The following is a 21,152-nucleotide window of genomic DNA, read 5'->3' on the forward strand; positions in this document are numbered from 1 at the left end:
TATATATCCTTTATTAAATGAGCAGCAAGCATAGGTGCAGCTGTTGTACTAAGGCTACCCATAAACGAGCCGAAAGCCGTCCTTTTCGCATGAGTTATATAAACCGGTTTTGTCATAATGTGTACTCCTTAAATAATTTATTTACTTATATTGAAAGTAGTAATATAATAAATTTATCAATATAATTTAAAAATGTAAACTTTTGAATGATAGATTACATATAGAGTAATAATAAATCTATGCTTGAACTTAGCGGCTCACTCGCTGATTACAACAAAAATACTACTCTTTCTTTTCAAGAAATCCGAGAGCAAGCTTGGCAAGAAAGTATAAAAAAGTTTAGCAAACGTAAAAAGCTTTTTTGTTCGATTGACACAGCGGTTTCATGTCATTCCCGCGAAAGCGGGAATCCAGTAATAAATAAGGTACATACCCGGTAAGTTTTTAAAATTAAAAGCTCGATTTATCTCGCTTTTTTTTTGGATTCCTGCTTTCGCAGGAATGACATCGGGCTTAAATTTTTGAGCTATAGCATTAACACTCATACTCCTTAAATAATTTATCATTTATCAAATAGCTAATATGTCTGCCTTTTACTTCTATAAGTTTAGAGTTTTTTAATAATTTTCGCAAAGATAAAATGGAAGATTTAGGCACTATTTGATCATCTTCCGCTCCTACTATATATACAGGGCAATCAATTAAACTCGGATCAATAATAAAATTATCGATTTTCCATTTAAGATTTATAAACATATTTTCATCTAATATATTTTGCATAATTTGATTATAAACCCCTTTAGATATATTATTGACATAAGCCAATGTTCTATTCTAAACACTAATTCTTGCTCCTTATAGGAAGTTATAGAGAAAAATTTTTTTAATTTAGCATTAAAATAATCAGGAAATAACAGGAAAAATAAAATTTGAATATGAATCTTAGGAATTATCGGTAAATTTTCTATGCCACTATCTAGTTTTAAATATCGATGCAACATGCTTATATAGAAAAAATGAGACAAATCCCACGGACAGGTAAGTAAAGTCAGAGTTTTTATAAATTTAGGTATAAGTATTTTTGCAGCTATCGCAAGGTTACCACCGATACAATGACCTATTAAATTAATGTCCTTAATTTTCACACGAGCTAAAAAAATATTTCCAGTGAGTTGAAGATAGAAGGAATGATTAGGAAGGTATTATTATGCAAATTGGTAAATTGATTTGTCATCCCGCGAGCTTGTAGCGGGATGCAGTCTTTTTTAATGTTTTTTTGGATACCGTGGCGGGGCCACGGTATGACATTGGTTGAAGAGTAATACAACACCCTATAATGCTCAGTTTGCATTACTATTTTACCGGATTCTAAATATTTATTACCTAAATTATGCGTCCTTATATTCTTGATATTTATCGTTACTTTGCATTGTAAATATATTATTTTATGTTAATAATCCTTGACAAAAGACTAAATACATTATATAGGTTTCAGCACCTTCAGAGTGTAATAAACAGTATACCATCTCCAAGATGTTATCTGTAAATATATTTTCGTAAAATCTTGAAGTGCTTAAGTTTTTTTTTTGTCCTTAGGGCTTTATAATGCTAAGTACCTCACCGTCACGATCGTTTAAAAGCAAATTCAGAGCGGCATTTTGGCCTGTGCATAATTACGAACTCGGAAAGTTTATTCCGATGAGTGCCTTAATGTTTTGCATTCTATTCAATCAGAATATTTTACGGATCTTAAAAGACAGTATTTTAATCTCCGAGATTAGTGCAGAAATAGCAGGTTTTGCTAAAGTTTACTGCGTTACGCCCGCAGCTGCCTTATTCGTGATTATTTATGCTAAAATGATTAATCATCTTACTTTTGAGAAGATCTTTTATTATTTAAGTGCATTTTTCATCAGCTTTTTTGTTTTATTTGCTTTTGTAATCTATCCTAATATCCATGTTTTTCACGTACATCCCGATAATTTAGCTGACTGGATGGAACGCTATCCTCATTTTAAGTGGTATATCTCATTAGTAGGTAATTGGGGTTATATAGTATATTATAGCCTTGCCGAGCTTTGGCCTAATATTTTTTACGTATTATTATTTTGGCAGTTCGCTAATGAACTTACTACTACCGAAGAAGCAAAAAGATTTTATACTCTCTTTTCGCTATTTGGCAACTCTTCTTTAATATTAGTCGGCTTTTTAATGATGAATCTATCATCGGAAGATACTATTATTAAGCAGTTTATGAGTATTTCGGATAGTAAAATCACTTTAGTTCAAGTATCCACGACAATTGTAGCAATTGTTGCTGTTGTTTGTTGTGTGTTAGTTAGGTTTATTAGCAAGAACGTTTTTACTAACCCGTTATTTTATGCTAAAGCAAAAAGCGGTAGATCAACTTCAGAACGGATGGGACTGATTAAAAGCTTTAAATATATTGCGAAATCAAAATATTTATGGCTACTTTTAATTTGTTCGGCAGCTTTCGGATTTGCTATTAACTTAGTCGAAACCGTATGGAAAGCAAAAATTAAGGAATTATATCCGACTGTAAATACCTATGCTGAATTTAACAGTCTGTATATACTGTGGACGGGCGTTGCAATAATGGTTATGACCATCATCGGTAATAACGTTATGCGTATGCACAACTGGTTTGTAGCAGCAGTTATTTCACCGGTTATAATAATGGTGACCGGCATTTTGTTCTTTGTACTTATCGTATTTGATCAACAAATTTTATCATTATTTGATGGAGCAATTTTAATGTCACCGCTTGCTCTTGCCGTTTCGATCGGCGGTATTCAAAATATTTTAGCTAAAGGTACTAAATATTCTATATGGGATACTTCTAGAGAAATGTTATATATACCGCTTGATGATGAACTTAAAACCAAAGGCAAAGCAGCGGTTGACGTAATAAGTGCGAAAGTCGGCAAATCCTCTAGCGGTCTTGTACAATCTATTATCTTTACCTTAGTTCCGACTGCTACTTTTACCTCAATCTCACCGATTCTAATGGTGGTATTTACTTTTGTATGCTTAGCGTGGATTTATGCAGTAAGGAAAATATATTTTGAATATCAAAAAATAGCATAATGATTGTCATTCCTGCGGAAGCAGGAATGACATTGAGAGTCATGCATAAAACTATCGATTTTACTCTGAATCAATCTCTCCTAAAGCTTTAATATCCATTTAAATGTTATCTAGCAAAACGTCAAGTTCATTCAAGCTATTTTGAATATCACTTTCAGGAGAATCGGACTTAAATGAAGTTAGAACAACTTTTTCACTCTTTATAAAATTATGAGACTGATCATTAAGTTTAATAGTAACAACTTCGCCGGCTAGAGAGTTTGCATGTCCACTCTCATTAATTGGCTTTGGATGCGTAATTTTGAGGTTTTTTGGAGTGTTAGTTTCCTTATTCTTACTACGGAATGAAAAAATTCTAGATAATGGCATTATAGAGAAATAATTTATATTTAACAAGCAGGATGGTTAATTTTCATAAACTTTTCTATCATCCTAGTAACAGAGCGTTCTAGCTCAATATCTAATTTTGAATAATCAGAAAAGTTAAACCATTTAAGTTCATTCGATTCGTTGTTTTTTATAAAATTATCATTATCTACTGTTTTTAGTAAAAATCGTACATCATAGTGATAATGAGCAGGCTCCTTATGAGTTTGCGGAATATAATGGGTGTCTATATCAAAAATTTCCTTATTTATCGTTTTAATCTCATTAATTCCGGATTCTTCTATAGCTTCTTTAACCGCTACATTTAATATATTACTATCTCCATCACAATGACCGCCTGGTTGAAGCCATTTATCAAGCTTTCTATGGTGCATCAATAAAAATTTCGTTTTATCATTATTAAGTAAAAAAGCTGAAGCAGTGAAATGCCCTATTTGTAAATCTCGGCTAAAAGGATTGTCATATTCATTTAAAAATTCAAGCATTTTTGTTTTTGTAACAATTTCTTCAGGATATGTGCTACTGTAATTTTATAGTTTAATATGTAATTCATTCATAACGATAATTTTTTATGTATAGAGCTTCGATATTTAACTCAAATTTCTCTGCTAAGTCAAATAAAAATAATGTTATAAAATTACATTTTACCATGTTTCGTGGTAATTATCATTGACAATCAATTAATACTTAGTTATATATTATATACTTCTTCAACATGAAGAGTTGTTAAAATGATTAGGCACAATGGTTTGAAAATTGTCATTTACCAATGAAGAAATTTTATTTTTATATATTTTTCAATATTTTCAAAAAATATTCGTATAGAATCAGTAAATGTCTCAAAATTCGCATAAAATTTATTGTTACTTACAACAGAATGCATAAATTTCCACAGTCGTTCAATTGGATTCAAATTAGGACTATATGCTGGCAAAAATAGTAACTCTATTTTACTGTATTGTAGATATTCTTTTACCTTTTTTGACCTATGATATCCAGCATTATCGCATATCAAATAAATCTTACTTTTATCTTGATTATTTGCTTCTAATTTCTTTAAAAATTCAATAATATAATCACCATTAACCTTAGGATTGTCAGTGGTTACTACCTCTAAATCCTTAAGATTAATAGCACCAATAATATGTTTACGCTTCCAACCACTGAAACTTGGTAATGTTTTAACTACATTCTTTCTAATCCAACCAAATCTTGCTCGAGTTTGGTATTGAGGATGAACACTATCCATAAAATAAATAGACTCATCTTTAGCTAAATTATTTTTTAGCAAACTATATTGCAGCTTAAATTCCTCTTGCTTAGCTAAATCTATTTTTCCAGGAATTAACTTAGGTTTCTGATAACTAAAACCAAGTCTGTGTAACAGCTTGATTACCCCAGCTAATGTATAGATTACTCCATATTGACGTTCTATGAACAAACCTATATCTCTAGCATACACATAATTATTATTTTCTAGATGAACTATTAACTCTGCTTCCTCCTGTCTAGTAAGTTTACTATCACTACCGCCATTTCCAGGCTTAAGCTTCTGAGCATTATGATAATCTATTAAATGTTTTCTTATCCCTCCCCATCACTCAGTAATAACACTTTCGATATCTCATCAATACTATAGCTATCATCATACATGAAAACAGCTTTGATTCTATCACAAATCCTCTTATCCCTTTCGCTTCTATGGTAAAGCTTTAATTCTTCTTTTTCTACTGATGTTAATTTTCTATAAATCCATTCTTACTTAATAACACTTGCTGACTTCTTTGACAATTTTTCATTTACTAGAGGTATACTTCTAAAATTTAATATTAATTAATAGATTTATATTTATGCTTAAAGAAATAATCAATGATATAGTAAACGATAATACAACCCCTTGGTATGGTAAGCTTGCAGTAGTAGGAGCGTGTGCTGTTGGAATTTATGTGATAGCAGGTGATTTACTTAAATCTCCAGCTTTTATTCTCAAATGTGGTGCCGGTGTAGTAGCAACAATGGGAGCTATTCTAGCATATGAGCATTATACAGAAGCAACGTCGCAAGAAAGTCCGATGGAACTGATAGGAAATGAAGCACAAGCTGAAATATACTAAATAAATTAAATTCTTTTTTGCTGCAAATTATAAGTTTTTTTAAAATAGGAACAGCTATTTCTGTAAAAAATTTATAATTTTCGCTATAAAATCTCTTTAATTATTAATTAAAATAACTTTACAGATAGCCTATAAATTCATATTTATTTAAGATTAAATTTTATTACTATTCAAGCCGTTTTTTAGTCTAATTTTGACTTGTTTTAAAGAACGAGGAGTTGCGTCTGTAACTTCAATTTCAATATTTTCTGAAATATCTATTCTAGTACCGATAGCCGGAACACTACCGACTCTAGTCAATACGAGTCCTCCTATCGTATCAAACTCATCATCATCATTTTTTAGCTTTTCTCCTATTATTTCTTCAAGCACTTCTACTTCAACACGTGCATTTGAAATAATTGTTGAGTTATTAATAACCTTGAAATTATCGCTATCTAATTGCTGATCATGCTCATCATCAATTCGCCCTACTATTTCTTCTATAAGATCTTCAATAGTAACTAAACCGTCAGTACCGCCATACTCATCAACAACTATTGCAATATGTGTTCTCTCACGACGCATTTTTGCTAGCAAATCTAATAATTTCATAGAAGGAGCTGCAATTATATGCTTACGTATAAGCTTTTTTAAACGACCGTTTTGCTTTGTAGCCAATGCTTTAAATAAATCCTTGATATGAATGAACCCTACTACATTGTCTAAAGTACCGTCATATATAAGAGTTCGTGTATGTGGAACTTCTAACTTAATAGACTCACTTAATTCTTCTAGATTCGTAGTTAATTTTATTGCCGCAATATCGGAACGCGGTACCATTATATCTTCAATAGTTTTATCTTCTAGCTCCAATAAATTAGCTAAAATATTACGCTCGTCTAAAGTCATTTTTTGGTTATTAATTTTAAGGCGTTTTATGACACCAACAAAATTATCAGGCGTTTTTGTTTTTCTAAAAAAATTTTTTATCGGAGAGAATAATTTTCGTACAGTAAAAATTAACTTATTATTTTGATTTTTTTTACTAGAATCTTCTTTTTTTGAAGATTTTAACATAAATTTTTTTATTTAGTTAATAAGGGGAAGAAATACCGAAATATGATAATATTTCAATTTCTAGATTTTCCATAATATTTGCTTCTGTGTCATTTTGATGATCAAACCCAATTAAGTGTAAAATACTATGTATTAAAAGATGAATAAAATGATTCTCAAAATTTTTTTGCTGCTCGCACGATTCATTATATATTACCTCATAACAAAATGCTATATCACCTAGATGCATATAATCAGAGTCGCCTAAAAATTCAAGTTTAGAATATAAATCCTGCCAATTTAATTCGTTGCTTGGAAAAGAAAGAACGTTAGTAACTTTTTCTATATTACGAAATTGTTTGTTTAAGGTCAATATTTCTGCAGTATTTGTTAGTAAAATTGATAATTCAAATTGTTTTATTTTACTAAAATTATCAAACCGCAATAAAATATTTTGAGTTATTTTTTTGATTAAACTCTTATTTATCTGCTTATGCTCACGCCATTTGTTGTAATTTTTTATGATTTCTACGTTTATCATTTCTTAATCCTATCACATCAATGTTATTCCAGCAACGGCGGGAATCCAGTACTTTTCACCGTCACCCCGTGGCTTAACCCATAGTACCGGACAATTTTCACTTTATGTCATTCCTGCGGAAGCAGGAATCCAAAATAAAGCGAGATCAATCGAGCTTTAAAAAAGCTTTATTTGAAAAAAAATTATCTAATAAAAAAATCTTTGGAATCAAGGTTTTTTTAGCATGGATCCCTGCTTTCGCAGGGATGACATCGAGAGCTTTTTAAAAATTGTCCGGTACTATAAGTCAAGCCACGGGATGACAGAGGTGAAATTGATTCACGCAGGCAATGCCTCCTCACAATGACGCTGTTGATAATTCTCTTTTAATTTTTGAAAATCCTTATCGGCATGGTATGAAGAACGGGTTAGCGGGGTTGCCGAAACCATCAAGAATCCTTTTGTTTTTGCTACTCGCTCTAGATATTTAAACTCTTCGGGAGTAACATATTTTGCGACCTCAGCATGATTTTTGGTAGGTTGCAGATACTGCCCAATAGTTAGAAAATCAACCTTTGCTTCTCTTAAATCATCCATAACTTGGACTACTTCACTTATTTCTTCCCCAAGCCCTACCATCATACCAGATTTTGTAAAAATTTCAGGAGATAATTTTTTGATATTGTGAAGTAAGTTTAAAGAATTATAATATCTAGCTCCAGGTCTAATCGTTTTGTATAAAGACGGTACTGTTTCGACATTATGGTTAAAGACGTCAGGCTTTGAATTAGCTATTATTTCGGCTGCTCCTTCTTTTCTTAAAAAATCAGGAGTTAGAATCTCAATAGTAGTATTTGGCGATGATTTTCTAATTTCGCTAATACACTGTGCAAAATGCGTAGCTCCACCATCATCAAGATCATCACGATCGACGGAAGTAATTACTACATGCGTAAGATTTAACTTTTGTACCGCTTCCGCTAACCTTTGCGGCTCATGCGGGTCAAGTAAATCCGGTCTACCGGTTTTGACATTACAAAACCTACAAGCTCTAGTACAAACCGAACCTAAAATCATCACGGTTGCATGTTTTTTTGACCAGCACTCACCAATATTAGGACAAGCAGCTTCTTCGCACACAGTATTTAATCTCAGATTCTTTATTAAATCTTTTGTATTATAATACTCTGCGGAATTCGGAGCTTTTACTTTTATCCACTCCGGTCTTTTGTTTAAATTAGTCATAAAACGGAAATAATTTAATTAGTTTTGTTACTTCGCTTAATACTTTCTGTTCAGCTTTACTATTATCCTCATTATTTTTTAAGCCGTCTAAAATATCTGCTACCATATGACCGACTAATACAAAATCCTTTTCTTTAAATCCTCTAGTAGTGCATGCCGGAGTGCCAAGACGAATACCTGAAGTGATAAAAGGCGAAGTTTCATCAAACGGGATAGCATTCTTATTACATGTAATCCCTGCTCTATCCAAAGAATTAGCAGCAAGCTTTCCGGTAATCCCGTCTTTACGCAAATCTACTAAAACAATATGATTATCTGTACCGCCTGTTAATATATCACATCCTCTTTCTTGCAAGCTACTTGCTAAAGCTTTAGCATTACTTATTACCTGCCTAATATAGCTTTTATATTCAGGCTGCAAATTTTCTAAAAAAGCTACGGCTTTTGCGGCGATTATATGCATTAACGGACCACCTTGTAGTCCTGGAAATAATGCAGAATTTATTTTTTTACCTATCTCTTCGTCGTTAGATAAAACTAAACCGCCTCGCGGTCCTCGGAGCGTTTTGTGAGTGGTAGAGGTAACAATATGAGCATAAGGAATAGGACTTTGATGCTCGCCTGTGGCAACAAGTCCTGCAATATGAGCAATATCTGCCATAAAGTAAGCTCCTACTTTATCCGCTATTTCTCTAAATCTTGCAAAATCAATATTACGAGGATAAGCAGAAAAACCGGCTATAAGTAATTTTGGTTTATGCAAATCCGCTAAGCGTTCAATCTCATCATAATCGATTAAATAAGTCTCTTTATTTACGCTATAAGAAACGGCGTTAAACCATTTACCGGACATATTCGGGGCTGCACCGTGCGTTAGATGCCCGCCGCTATCTAAGGACATGCCAAGAATTGTATCACCCGGCTGTAATAAAGCGAGATACACGGCTTGGTTTGCTTGTGAGCCTGAATGAGGTTGCACGTTTGCATATTTGCAGTTAAATAATTTTTTTACTCGTTCTATAGCTAAATTCTCAGCTTTATCGACTTCTTCGCAACCATTATAAAAACGTTTACCGGAATATCCTTCAGCATATTTATTAGTCAGAATCGATCCTTGAGCTTCAAGCACTGCGGGGCTTACGAAATTCTCTGATGCAATAAGCTCAATTACGCTATTTTGACGTGCCTTTTCATGCTTTATTATTTCATTAATTTCTTTATCCGTTTCGTGTAAATTATTATTAAAAATATTCATTCATCCTCATATGTTTTGATTTTGTTGCATGCTTCAACGCTCTCATTGTCATACCGTGGCTTGACCACGGTATCCAAAAAAATAAAAAAGACTGGATACCGCGATCAAGTCGCGGTATGACATGTGTTTATAAAATTAATCGCAATCTCAAGTCCTCGTCCGTCTATTGAATGAGTAAGCGATGTTAATTTATGCCCGCTATGCTCTATATGAAGCTTAGATAAATAATTTGAAGCATTATACCTCTCGCTAACACCGACCACCTCATCTAATTCCCCATGAATTAAACATATAGGGGTAAGCTTATTATTAACTTCCATAGGTGGAATTAATGCACCCGAAAAACCGATAGTACAAAAAAATGGTTCTCGCTGAATCAGAGTTAAATATAAACCAATCATCGTACCTTGAGAAAAACCGATAATAATAGTATCTTTATTGGTTAGATTTAGCTCTTCTTGTTTTTGCTTTATTATATCTTCAAGTTTAGAAATATTATTCGCAATTAGTTTTGCAATAATATGCGGACTACGGTCTTGCAAGCTAAACCATTGTCTACCGTAAGGCATCATATCATAAGCCTCGATACCATGCGGGGAAATAAAATGACAATTGGGTAAATCATTTTTGATATAAGGCACAAGTCCTATTAAATCATATCCGTCTGAGCCGACACCGTGCAGTAATACTACTAGCTTCTTCGGCGGTTGCTCTTTACTTTCTACTTCTGGGTATTCTAAATATTTGTTCATAGTTTTTATATAAATTTGCTGTTTTTCCGTCATTGCGAACGAGCAAGCGAGTGCGGCAATCTCAGGAATTTAGTACTGCTTCATGAGATTGCCACGTCAAGGCATCGCCTTTCCTCGTAAGGCATTGTTGCGTAGACCGGTAAAACCCACTGTGTCACCCTGTGGCTTGACCACAGGGTCCATAAAAACAACAAAAAATACTAATAATTTTAGTATTTTTAACTGGATCCCGTGGTCAAGCCACGGGATGACAGAGGTGAAGTTGGGCCACGCAACAACGCCTCCTCGCAATGACGTTAAGAATGACATCTCAACTCTTCAACATCTTCTCAAGCTCGCCATTATTGTATAGCTCCGTTGCAATATCACAACCGCCGACTAATTCCCCGTTAATATATAATTGTGGGAATGTTGGCCAATCGCTAAATTTTTTTAAATCTTCACGAAATTCCGGATTAACAAATACATTAATATCACGAAACTCTACACCTAATTTATTCAAAATAGCTACTACTTTAGCAGAAAAACCGCACATTGGAGCTTCCTTAGTACCTTTCATGAACAGCACTACTTTATTATTTTTTATTTCATTTGCTATAAATTCAAAATTTTTATTTTCCGTCATTCAAAACCTGATATAAATATTATTCTCTAATATATACTCTTCATAATACATCATGCAAGCACAAATAGTTAATAAAATTTTTGAGATTCTAAGCAAGGACAATCCAAGCCCAAAAACTGAATTAATATATAAGAATGACTTTACCTTATTAGTAGCCGTAATATTATCTGCTCAAGCCACCGATATATCAGTAAATTTAGCAACTAAATCTTTATTTGAAACTTATAATACACCGGAAAAAATTTTAGAACTCGGCGAAGACGGGCTTAAAAAATATATAAAATCTATCGGACTATTTAACAGCAAAGCAAAAAATATTATCGCATTATGTAAAATATTGATAAGCAATTATCAAGCTTCAGTACCAAATGATTTTAAGGAATTAGTTAAACTGCCAGGCGTCGGCAGAAAAACTGCCAATGTTGTACTAAACTGCTTATTTGGTATGCCGACAATGGCAGTTGATACACATGTCTTTAGAGTAGCCAAAAGGATAGGGCTTGCTAAAGGTAATAGTCCTGAAATAGTAGAAAAAGAGCTACTGCAAATTATTAATGAGAAATGGTTAACTCATGCCCATCACTGGCTAATTCTGCACGGTAGATATATTTGCAAAGCTAGAAAACCCGATTGCGACATCTGCCCTATTAAAGAGTATTGTGAGTATTATAATTCAGATAATAATACTTTAAAAAAATAGTTTTTCAGTTATTAATTGTAAAAATAATTTGCATATTTAATTAAATAATGTTAAATACACTTTTCTTACATAACAGAGCTTAATTTTAATTATCTTTTAGAAATAAGTGATGTTATGTTTTCAGCAAACTAAAATGTAATCAATAAAAAAGAATTATATTAGTGTTTATTTACTAAAGCTCTAAATACAAATAATTCTTTATATTCAAAGGTATTTATACCTCTAGTGAATGAAAAATTGTCAAAGAAGTCAGCAAGTGTTATTAAGTAAGAATGGATTTATAGAAAATTAACATCAGTAGAAAAAGAAGAATTAAAGCTTTACCATAGAAGCGAAAGGGATAAGAGGATTTGTGATAGAATCAAAGCTGTTTTCATGTATGATGATAGCTATAGTATTGATGAGATATCGAAAGTGTTATTACTGAGTGATGGGGAGGGATAAGAAAACATTTAATAGATTATCATAATGCTCAGAAGCTTAAGCCTGGAAATGGCGGTAGTGATAGTAAACTTACTAGACAGGAGGAAGCAGAGTTAATAGTTCATCTAGAAAATAATAATTATGTGTATGCTAGAGATATAGGTTTGTTCATAGAACGTCAATATGGAGTAATCTATACATTAGCTGGGGTAATCAAGCTGTTACACAGACTTGGTTTTAGTTATCAGAAACCTAAGTTAATGCCTGGAAAAATAGATTTAGCTAAGCAAGAGGAATTTAAGCTGCAATATAGTTTGCTAAAAAATAATTTAGCTAAAGATGAGTCTATTTATTTTATGGATAGTGTTCATCCTCAATACCAAACTCGAGCAAGATTTGGTTGGATTAGAAAGAATGTAGTTAAAACATTACCAAGTTTCAGTGGTTGGAAGCGTAAACATATTATTGGTGCTATTAATCTTAAGGATTTAGAGGTAGTAACAACTGACAATCCTAAGGTTAATGGTGATTATATTATTGAATTTTTAAAGGAATTAGAAGCAAATAATCAAGATAAAAGTAAGATTTATTTGATATGCGATAATGCTGGATATCATAGGTCAAAAAAGGTAAAAGAATATCTACAATACAGTAAAATAGAGTTACTATTTTTGCCAGCATATAGTCCTAATTTGAATCCAATTGAACGACTGTGGAAATTTATGCATTCTGTTGTAAGTAACAATAAATTTTATGCGAATTTTGAGACATTTACTGATTCTATAGAGGGTGTCAGAAAGTTTGTGTAAGTTGTAAAAATAGTTAAGAATAAAATTAATTAAAACAACTTACATGAGGCTAATATGAAGAATAAGAGCAAAGTATCAAATCCGACTATAGAAAAAGTAGTATCAGAAATACTATCACAAAGTGATCCATCTGAGATATTTGGCAAAGAAGGGATATTTCAGGAATTTAAAAAGCAGATAGTAAATAAGATTTTAGAGAAAGAAATGGAATCTCATATAGGTTATGAGAAGCATTCTAAGAATGCCAAGGAGTCAGAGAATAGACGTAATGGCAATTATGAAAAGACTTTAATAGATCCTGAAGGTCGTAAATTGACAGTAGAAGTGCCAAGGGATCGGGATGGAGAATTTGAACCTCAACTCATTCCAAAAGGAGTACGAAAATTTGAAGGATTTGATGATAAAGTAATATCCTTATATGCTAGGGGAATGACCATTAGGGAAATACAAGGACACTTAGAAGAACTATATGCTACCAAGGTATCATCTGAGTTAATATCAAAGGTAACTGATGGTATTTTAGAGGAAGTTACTGCCTGGCAGAATAGAGCACTTGATAGTGTATACTTCTTTTACCTGAAGAATTGGTAGTATTAGATATTAATTATCCATAAGAACATTGATTATTCGCTCATCTAAATATTCATTTTCCAACTTTTCAAGTTAAAGAAGTATAGATTATCATAATGCTCAGAAGCTTAAGCCTGGAAATGGCGGTAGTGATAGTAAACTTACTAGACAGGAGGAAGCAGAGTTAATAGTTCATCTAGAAAATAATAATTATGTGCATGCTAGAGATATAGGTTTGTTCATAGAACGTCAATATGGAGTAATCTATACATTAGCTGGGGTAATCAAGCTGTTACACAGACTTGGTTTTAGTTATCAGAAACCTAAGTTAATTCCTGGAAAAATAGATTTAGCTAAGCAAGAGGAATTTAAGCTGCAATATAGTTTGCTAAAAAATAATTTAGCTAAAGATGAGTCTATTTATTTTATGGATAGTGTTCATCCTCAATACCAAACTCGAGCAAGATTTGGTTGGATTAGAAAGAATGTAGTTAAAACATTACCAAGTTTCAGTGGTTGGAAGCGTAAACATATTATTGGTGCTATTAATCTTAAGGATTTAGAGGTAGTAACAACTGACAATCCTAAGGTTAATGGTGATTATATTATTGAATTTTTAAAGGAATTAGAAGCAAATAATCAAGATAAAAGTAAGATTTATTTGATATGCGATAATGCTGGATATCATAGGTCAAAAAAGGTAAAAGAATATCTACAATACAGTAAAATAGAGTTACTATTTTTGCCAGCATATAGTCCTAATTTGAATCCAATTGAACGACTGTGGGAATTTATGCATTCTGTTGTAAGTAACAATAAATTTTATGCGAATTTTGAGACATTTACTGATTCTATACGAATATTTTTTGAAAATATTGAAAAATATAAAAATAAAATTTCTTCATTGGTAAATGACAATTTTCAAACCATTGTGCCTAATCATTTTAACAACTCTTCATGTTGAAGAAGTATAGGTGTTAGTATATTATATAATTCTTTCTTATCGAGCTTATTTATACCGGGTACATCTTTTAAAGTTTTATCTAAAATACTTGCAAATATTTCTTTATTATCGTTTAAGTATTTTTTGATTTCGGGATTCTCTTTAGTTAACATTACCAATTCTTTAGCTAGTCCTGTATAATCACCTTTAACAAAGCCATCAAAAACCTTTTTTAATGATTCAGTATTATCAAGTAATATAGGCATTACATTCGTAAGTTTTGTAACATCTTTTGTTTCTAGCCCATAATTTACAAGCTGTTGTTTTATAGTTTGGCTATTTTTTTCATCTTGTTCTAAAACCCCTTTAATTAAATTATCTTAAAATTGATGCAAAGAAATAAATTAAGAACTACTTAAATATTTTAATTTTTATTGCATAATATGATAATTAAATCAATTTGATCTAAGATTTATGGAGTTATCTGTGTATTTTTTTTATTTTTTGTAGGTAATGATTCGTAAGTATGTGATTTATCGTGATTATCTACTATATGCACTTTACTATCTAAATTTGAAACTATATTTGTTGCTTCTTTTAAAACATTTAGTTTATTAATATTTTCAAACTCATTCTTAAAATTATCTTTTAACTGTTCATTGAAGATTTCTTTTGGTAAATAAATTCCACCGGTAATAGTACCTACCCAAGTATATTTAGATTTAGAATTTAAAGTAGAGGCAATATTACTTGCTAACTTTTCTAGATTTTTCGGCTCTAAACAATTATTTATATTATCGGGATTCTCTTTAGAATATTCAGAAACGATAGGTTTTAGCATCTGATTAATCATGTAAAAATCTTCACCTCTATTATCACCTTTATCAAAAAGTTTTTGTGATATTTTCTCGCTTAAAATATTTGCCAATAAATTACTCTTAATATCTTGTTTATTTGCAATATTTTCATATAAAGGGTTCAATATTTGTAATGGAGAATTTACATGATTTGTAATATGTTTATATTGATTTGTTTTAGAAGTAGCTAGGTTAGTAATCATATTCATAGGTAATGAATTTAGTTTCTCTATAATATAGTCTTTAATCGTTTGATTTTCTTCGCATAATATATTTACCTGTTGAGCAAATTCTTTTTTACTAAGTAAATTTCTTTTTTCTTCGGCTTGTATTTGTAAAAATACTTTATCAATTGCCTTATCAATTAATTTTGCTTGTTGTTCTTTAATTAGTTCAGGTGCTAAAGGAGGGATAGCCTTATCGAGATTGTAAGTATCAGTAAGTAGTATTAAATTGTCAGGTAATTTAGTCTCGGCTAAATTAGTATTTTTAAAATTACAATCTTTTAAAGAAGTTACTTTAGTTAAATCTGCATTTTTTAATGATACGCCTGAGAAGTCAATATTAGATAAATTACCTACTAATATAGCTCCCTCTAAGCTGAATTTTCCATTTTGTATTTTATTTAAATAATTTCTAAGAGTAATTTCATCTATAGTTTTATCTTTAAAATCTTGTGATGGACTAAATACGTCTTTTACTTTTTCAGTAGCATAGTTAAAACCTGCTTTTATAATATTCGGCAATTGCCCTTCAAAATAATTGGTTTTTTGAGCTAGATTATATATAGCACTAGCGGCTCCACGATAATTACTTTGTTCAACCTCTTCTATAACTTTAACTAATTCATCAGGATGGTTTAACATTGATGGAAGTACCTTATATAATTCTTTCTTATCAAGGTTATTTATGCCCGGTATATCTTTTAAAGTTTTATCTAAAATACTTGCAAATATTTCTCTATTATCGTTTAAATATCGCTTAATCTCAGGATTACCTTTAGTTAAAGCTATTAACTCTTTTGCCATTCCCGTATAATCACCTTTAATAAAATCTCGAAAAACCTTTTTTAATGATTCAGGTTTATCAAGTAATATAGGCATTATGCTCGTTAGCTTTGTAATATCACTCGCTTCCAGACCGTAATTTATAAGTTGTTGTTTTATAGTTTGGCTATTTTTTTCATCTTGTTCTAAAACTCCTGTAATTAAATTATCAAATAGACCTTCTTTACTTTGCTCTACTAATATATCTTTTAATTTAAATGAATGATCATTAAGTGCAGAGATTATATTACCGGTTAAACTCATATAATCGCCTTTATTTAAGTCTGCAATAATCTCATGAGCAATTTCCGGTTTTGACATAACTTCGCCTACTATACTAAGCATTTGTTTATCAAAATTATATTCTTTTGTTATGCTTTGTACGCTAGGAGTATTTTCAATAATACCTAAAGCAATATTTGGTAAGATTGTTTTATTATTAGCAAAAAAACTTTTTAATTTATCATCACCCGCTACCATTGCTAAGGATTTTTCAAGAGATATCATTACACCTTGATTTGGAGCGTTAAGAGTATCAAAAATCTCTTTTGTCTCAGGAATTTTATTTAATAAAGTAGGAATAATATCTAAAATTTTAAGATCGATTTTGTAGCTTTCAAAATGTTCTTTTAAGAAAGGTTTAGCTTGTTCTTTTACTTCTGCTAAGAAACTTTCAATAATTAGTTGTTTTTCAGGAGATAACTTATTAAACCTTTTTAGAGTATTAGGATTGTTTATATTTTCAGCCAGTTCTTGCTTAAAATCAGGATGTTCCTTAAATATTTTTAATAAATTTTTCTTTTCGGGTTTTTGTAATATATCATCAAAAGTTTTTATATAATCGCTTGGAAGTATTTCAGTTGCTCCGGTGCGTATATAATTTGTAATATCTTCGCTCTTTTCATTAAAGAATTTTTTGAAATTTTTATCGGTAACCAGCATATCTAAAGTTCTAGAAGTCACTTTATTCCAGTCCGGTAGCTCTTGCTTTACTTCAACTGCAATTTCTTGAAGTTTTTTAAGTACTTTTTCATTTTTAAAACATTCCTTTAGTATTTCGAGTCCCTTTTTATCTAAAGCACTCTTATCTTGAAATTCTCTAAAGCCCGCATTTGCTAAGATTTGACCTATTTTAGGCAAATCATCTGAATGTTTTTTTAAAAATTCCCATATTGGAGATTTTTCAAGAAGTGATTTTTGAAATTCCGGATCAAGATATATATTAGAGGATTTAGCAAGCTTAACAAGATTATAACTATTTACAGGATTAGTTAAAACAAACCTTGCTCCGAGTAACATCGTTCTTAAACTTATACTCTTTGAAGACGATAAGTCCTTAATTGCACTCTTTAATACTTTATTAGCTTTAGAAGAAGATAAAACTTTTTCTACAACTTTTTGATAGTTTTTATTATTTATAACAGTCATAAAATTACTCGAAATTTTTAATTTTTTTTATTCTTGTTGTTAATATGTATACTTCGACACAACGTGTTCAGCATCCGAGGACTTACGAAGACATGGCTGCCAATTTTTCAAGTTCTATCTAAGTATATTATTTAGCCTCCGCTTTTGGCATCCATCTCAGTGAATACTTCTTCCCATGAACCGGTAGTCGCTGCTTTTGAATATTCAGTTGCTCTATTTTCAAAAAAGTTTGTATGCTCGACTCCGTTCAGCATTTCATCAAGCCAAGGAAGCGGGTTATGATTTACCAAATATACGTCTTTGAGTCCTAGCTGCATTAAACGACGATCGGCAATATAACGAATATATTGTCTTACTTCATATGCCGTTAACCCCTCAATACCTCCGACTTCAAAAGCAAGTTCAATAAAGGCATCTTCAAAATGCACAATAGTCGTACAAGCTTCATAAATACGTTTACGTAAAGTTTCCGTCCAAACTTCAGGATTCTCTCTTACAAAAGTCTTGAACAGAGTAATAATTGAATTAGTATGAAGTGTTTCATCACGCACTGACCAAGCAATAATCTGACCCATACCTTTCATTTTATTAAAACGAGGGAAATTAAGCATAATCGCAAAAGAAGCAAATAGTTGTAATCCTTCGGTAAAAGCTCCAAATACTGCGAGTGTAGTTGCTATATCTTCTTTGGTATCCACTCCAAATTGCTGCATATAATCATACTTGTCTTTCATTTCCTTATATTTAAGAAATGCTGAATATTCTACTTCCGGCATACCTACCGTATCAAGTAAATGTGAATATGCTGCAATATGTACCGTTTCCATATTAGAAAATGCCGATAACATCATTAATATTTCAGTCGGTTTAAATACTCGTGAGTAATGCTTCATATAGCAATTATTCACTTCAATATCTACCTGTGTAAAAAAACGAAATATTTGCGTTAATAGATGTTTTTCCCCTGGAGTTAAGTTATATTTCCAATCTTTAACATCATCGGCAAGCGGTACTTCTTCCGGTAACCAATGAATTTTTTGTTGAGTGTGCCAAGCTTCATACGCCCATGGATATGAAAACGGTTTATAAATTGGACTTGCATCAAGTAATGACATAATTTTTTCTTTTATTTTTTTATATTTATGGCTTTGGTTTTTCGCCATTGCGAGGAAATTATGAAATAATTAACGAAGCAATTTCAGGATATTTGACGAGATTGCCACGCTCCTTACAGTCGCTCGCAATGACGGTTAGGTAATACAGAGCTATAATGACATTAATCAATACAACAACACACCTAATCCTTACTGACAAGCTAAGCATTCTTCGTAATTACCGGCTTCTGCTAACTTATCGTTTTGTTTCTCTAAGTCTTTAAAATCTGCTTTTAGTACATCATGTGACACTTTATCGGCTCGCTGTATTGATGTCGATCTACAGTAATATAAACTTTTTACTCCTTTTTTCCAGGCTTTAAAATGAATATTATTTAAATATTTCTTACTAACATTCCCCGGTAAAAAGATGTTTAAAGATTGTGCTTGCGTAATGTAAGGAGTACGATCGCTTGCCAGTTCAATTAGCCAATTCTGATCAATTTCGTAAGCGGTTTTGAAAACCTGTTTTTCTTCTTCGGATAAAAATGTTAAATGTTGTACTGATCCTTCATGTGTTGCAATCGAAGACCAAACTTGATCATTATTAAATCCTTTCTCTTCTAATAACTTTTCTAAATGTTTGTTACGCACGTTAAAAGAACCGGTTAAAGTCTTTTGTACAAAGCTATTAGCGGCAAACGGCTCTATTCCGGGTGAGGCATTACCTGCTATTACCGAAATTGAAGCGGTGGGTGCTATTGCAGTTTTATTGCTAAATCGTTCATTACTTCCTGCATCTAGAGCATCAGGACATGCTCCTTTTTCTTTACCGATTTCTATTGAGGCCTTATCAGCTTCAGCAGATATATATTCAAATATTTTTTTATTCCAAACTTTTGCCATAACCGATTCTATCGGTACTTTTTTCATTTGCAAAAATGAGTGGAATCCCATTACGCCAAGTCCAACGCTTCGTTCACGCAAAGCCGAATATTTAGCTCTTGCCATAGTATCCGGTGCTTTATTAATAAAGTCTTCTAAAACATTATCAAGGAACAACATAATAGAATGGATAAATTCTTTATCATCTTTCCACTCTTCATAATACTCTAAATTTAAAGAAGAAAGGCAGCAAATGGCAGTTCTTGACTTTCCTAGATGGTCAATTCCCGTCGGCAATGTAATTTCGCTACAAAGATTGGACATTTTAACTTGAAGTCCTAATTTTTTATGATGCTCAGGTATGGATTTATTAACACTATCGATAAATAACAAGTAAGGCTCACCCGTTTCTATTCTAGTAGTTAATAATTTAACCCATAAATCTCTTGCTCTAACTTTATTTACAACTTTTTTGGTAGCAGGACTAACAAGGTCAAAATCCGTATTGTTTTCAACGGCTTTCATAAATTCATCGGTTATAGCTATACCGTGATGAATATTAAGAGCTTTTCGGTTAACATCCCCACCTGTCGGACGTCTTATATCAATAAATTCTTCAATTTCAGGGTGATTAATAGGCAGATATACAGCTGATGAACCTCGTCTAATAGAACCTTGCGAAATAGCAAGAGTCATAGAATCCATTACTTTAATAAACGGTATAATACCGGATGAATGACCTTTATCACGAATCCCTTCATTAATAGAACGAACATTACCCCAATAACTTCCAATCCCGCCGCCGCGTGCAGCAAGCCAAACATTTTCCGTCCATAAATTTACTATATCGTCTAAGCTGTCATCAGTCTCATTTAAGAAGCATGAAATAGGAAGTCCCCTATCCGTTCCGCCGTTACTTAAGATTGGTGTTGCCGGCATAAACCACATTTTACTCATATATTCATATAACTTCTGAGCATGCTGTTTATTTTCGGCATAATAACTAGAAACTCTTGCAAATAAATCTTGAAAATCCTCACCTTTCATAAGATATCGATCTCGCAGAATAGCTTTACCGAAAGGAGTAAGTAAATTGTTGTGGTTGTTGTTTATAGTTATTTGAAATTTATTTTTTTTAAGCGTGTTCATTATAGGTACTAATGGGGTTGTAGGCGTTATTTATAATGCTTATTTTGAAAAAATGACACCATATTCAGTGTATAGAATCTTCACCTAAGTAGACACGAGAATAATAATTTATTCAATATAAATATTTATTTTTTTTTTAGATTTTTAACTTGACACAAATCACTCTTGGTTTCTATATAGAATAGTTTTTACAAATATTATGCT

The 21,152-nt window shown here is 31.7% G+C and carries 19 protein-coding genes and 3 pseudogenes; 7 read left to right on the plus strand and 15 right to left on the minus strand.

All coding sequences use genetic code 11. The features are described 5' to 3' along the window. Positions 1-2: 2 nt before the first annotated feature. Both AC5584_RS05225 and AC5584_RS05230 read right to left on the minus strand, forming a co-directional pair. Positions 3-116, minus strand: a pseudogene (locus AC5584_RS05225) (acetyl-CoA acetyltransferase); the annotation flags it as partial. 418 nt (positions 117-534) lie between these two features. Further along, positions 535-1,351: pseudogene (locus AC5584_RS05230) on the minus strand (alpha/beta fold hydrolase). A gap of 254 nt (positions 1,352-1,605) precedes the next feature. On the opposite strand from AC5584_RS05230, the gene tlc5 reads away from it, so the two are divergent. Then, positions 1,606-3,108 carry a GTP/GDP exchange transporter Tlc5 gene (gene tlc5, locus AC5584_RS05235; RefSeq protein WP_499216089.1) on the plus strand — a complete coding sequence of 501 codons (1,503 nt, stop codon included), beginning with the start codon at positions 1,606-1,608 and terminating at the stop codon, positions 3,106-3,108. A gap of 99 nt (positions 3,109-3,207) precedes the next feature. On the opposite strand, the gene AC5584_RS05240 is transcribed toward tlc5, so the two are convergent. The 3 genes from AC5584_RS05240 to AC5584_RS05250 form a co-directional block, all read right to left on the minus strand. After that, positions 3,208-3,477, minus strand: coding sequence for a hypothetical protein (locus tag AC5584_RS05240; protein ID WP_499216090.1), 270 nt, complete (start codon positions 3,475-3,477; stop codon positions 3,208-3,210). Between the two features lie 20 nt (positions 3,478-3,497). Beyond that, the gene (locus tag AC5584_RS05245; protein ID WP_277361001.1) at positions 3,498-3,929 is read right to left on the minus strand and encodes an NUDIX hydrolase; all 432 of its coding nucleotides are present in this window, start codon (positions 3,927-3,929) and stop codon (positions 3,498-3,500) included. Positions 3,930-4,258: 329 nt separating this feature from the next. Beyond that, positions 4,259-5,083 carry an IS630 family transposase gene (locus AC5584_RS05250; RefSeq protein WP_499216992.1) on the minus strand — a complete coding sequence of 275 codons (825 nt, stop codon included), beginning with the start codon at positions 5,081-5,083 and terminating at the stop codon, positions 4,259-4,261. Between the two features lie 262 nt (positions 5,084-5,345). Between AC5584_RS05250 and AC5584_RS05255 the strand changes: the two genes are divergently transcribed. Beyond that, positions 5,346-5,609, plus strand: a complete 264-nt coding sequence (locus AC5584_RS05255; protein WP_499162555.1) for a hypothetical protein — start codon at positions 5,346-5,348, stop codon at positions 5,607-5,609. 153 nt (positions 5,610-5,762) lie between these two features. Here the strand turns inward: AC5584_RS05255 and tlyC are convergent, their stop codons facing one another. The 5 genes from tlyC to AC5584_RS05280 form a co-directional block, all read right to left on the minus strand. Then, positions 5,763-6,668 (minus strand): hemolysin C, encoded by a 906-nt coding sequence (gene tlyC, locus AC5584_RS05260; protein WP_499216091.1) that lies wholly within the window; start codon positions 6,666-6,668, stop codon positions 5,763-5,765. Between the two features lie 16 nt (positions 6,669-6,684). Then, positions 6,685-7,188 carry an rRNA maturation RNase YbeY gene (ybeY, locus tag AC5584_RS05265; RefSeq protein WP_499216092.1) on the minus strand — a complete coding sequence of 168 codons (504 nt, stop codon included), beginning with the start codon at positions 7,186-7,188 and terminating at the stop codon, positions 6,685-6,687. Positions 7,189-7,506: 318 nt separating this feature from the next. Further along, positions 7,507-8,412 carry a lipoyl synthase gene (lipA, locus tag AC5584_RS05270; protein WP_410526726.1) on the minus strand — a complete coding sequence of 302 codons (906 nt, stop codon included), beginning with the start codon at positions 8,410-8,412 and terminating at the stop codon, positions 7,507-7,509. After that, entirely contained in the window at positions 8,405-9,667 is a 1,263-nt protein-coding gene (gene glyA, locus AC5584_RS05275; RefSeq protein ID WP_499216093.1) for a serine hydroxymethyltransferase, read from the minus strand. Before glyA ends, lipA begins: the two co-directional genes overlap by 8 nt. A gap of 104 nt (positions 9,668-9,771) precedes the next feature. Then, a complete protein-coding gene (locus AC5584_RS05280) occupies positions 9,772-10,419 on the minus strand; it encodes an alpha/beta hydrolase family protein (protein ID WP_499216094.1) in 648 nt (215 codons plus the stop codon). Between the two features lie 124 nt (positions 10,420-10,543). Between AC5584_RS05280 and AC5584_RS05285 the strand changes: the two genes are divergently transcribed. Continuing rightward, complete coding sequence (locus AC5584_RS05285; protein ID WP_499216095.1) at positions 10,544-10,771, plus strand: hypothetical protein; 228 nt, start codon at positions 10,544-10,546, stop codon at positions 10,769-10,771. Here AC5584_RS05285 and grxD read toward each other — a convergent pair. Continuing rightward, complete coding sequence (grxD, locus tag AC5584_RS05290; RefSeq protein WP_499162550.1) at positions 10,730-11,044, minus strand: Grx4 family monothiol glutaredoxin; 315 nt, start codon at positions 11,042-11,044, stop codon at positions 10,730-10,732. The two genes, AC5584_RS05285 and grxD, sit on opposite strands and share 42 nt — an antisense overlap. Positions 11,045-11,096: 52 nt before the next feature. Here grxD and nth point away from each other — a divergent pair, with 52 nt between their 5' ends. The 4 genes from nth (at position 11,097) to AC5584_RS05310 (ending at position 14,510) form a co-directional block, all read left to right on the plus strand. Then, a complete protein-coding gene (nth, locus tag AC5584_RS05295; RefSeq protein WP_499216096.1) occupies positions 11,097-11,744 on the plus strand; it encodes an endonuclease III in 648 nt (215 codons plus the stop codon). Between the two features lie 455 nt (positions 11,745-12,199). After that, complete coding sequence (locus AC5584_RS05300; RefSeq protein WP_499216993.1) at positions 12,200-12,976, plus strand: IS630 family transposase; 777 nt, start codon at positions 12,200-12,202, stop codon at positions 12,974-12,976. A gap of 54 nt (positions 12,977-13,030) precedes the next feature. Beyond that, positions 13,031-13,567 (plus strand): transposase, encoded by a 537-nt coding sequence (locus tag AC5584_RS05305; RefSeq protein ID WP_499215983.1) that lies wholly within the window; start codon positions 13,031-13,033, stop codon positions 13,565-13,567. Positions 13,568-13,649: 82 nt separating this feature from the next. Next, positions 13,650-14,510 carry an IS630 family transposase gene (locus AC5584_RS05310; RefSeq protein WP_499216994.1) on the plus strand — a complete coding sequence of 287 codons (861 nt, stop codon included), beginning with the start codon at positions 13,650-13,652 and terminating at the stop codon, positions 14,508-14,510. Here AC5584_RS05310 and AC5584_RS05315 read toward each other — a convergent pair. The 4 genes and pseudogenes from AC5584_RS05315 to AC5584_RS05330 form a co-directional block, all read right to left on the minus strand. Beyond that, positions 14,489-14,869 (minus strand): annotated as a pseudogene (locus tag AC5584_RS05315) (pentapeptide repeat-containing protein); the annotation flags it as partial. The gene AC5584_RS05310 and the pseudogene AC5584_RS05315 overlap by 22 nt on opposite strands. A gap of 92 nt (positions 14,870-14,961) precedes the next feature. Then, entirely contained in the window at positions 14,962-17,820 is a 2,859-nt protein-coding gene (locus tag AC5584_RS05320; RefSeq protein ID WP_499216097.1) for a pentapeptide repeat-containing protein, read from the minus strand. 131 nt (positions 17,821-17,951) lie between these two features. Beyond that, positions 17,952-18,935, minus strand: a complete 984-nt coding sequence (locus tag AC5584_RS05325) for a ribonucleotide-diphosphate reductase subunit beta (protein WP_499216098.1) — start codon at positions 18,933-18,935, stop codon at positions 17,952-17,954. 189 nt (positions 18,936-19,124) lie between these two features. Then, entirely contained in the window at positions 19,125-20,948 is a 1,824-nt protein-coding gene (locus tag AC5584_RS05330) for a ribonucleoside-diphosphate reductase subunit alpha (protein ID WP_410527795.1), read from the minus strand. Positions 20,949-21,152 lie beyond the last annotated feature (204 nt).

Origin of the sequence: Rickettsia endosymbiont of Villa modesta, assembly GCF_964026485.1 — a bacterium.
Lineage (GTDB): Bacteria > Pseudomonadota > Alphaproteobacteria > Rickettsiales > Rickettsiaceae > Rickettsia > Rickettsia asembonensis.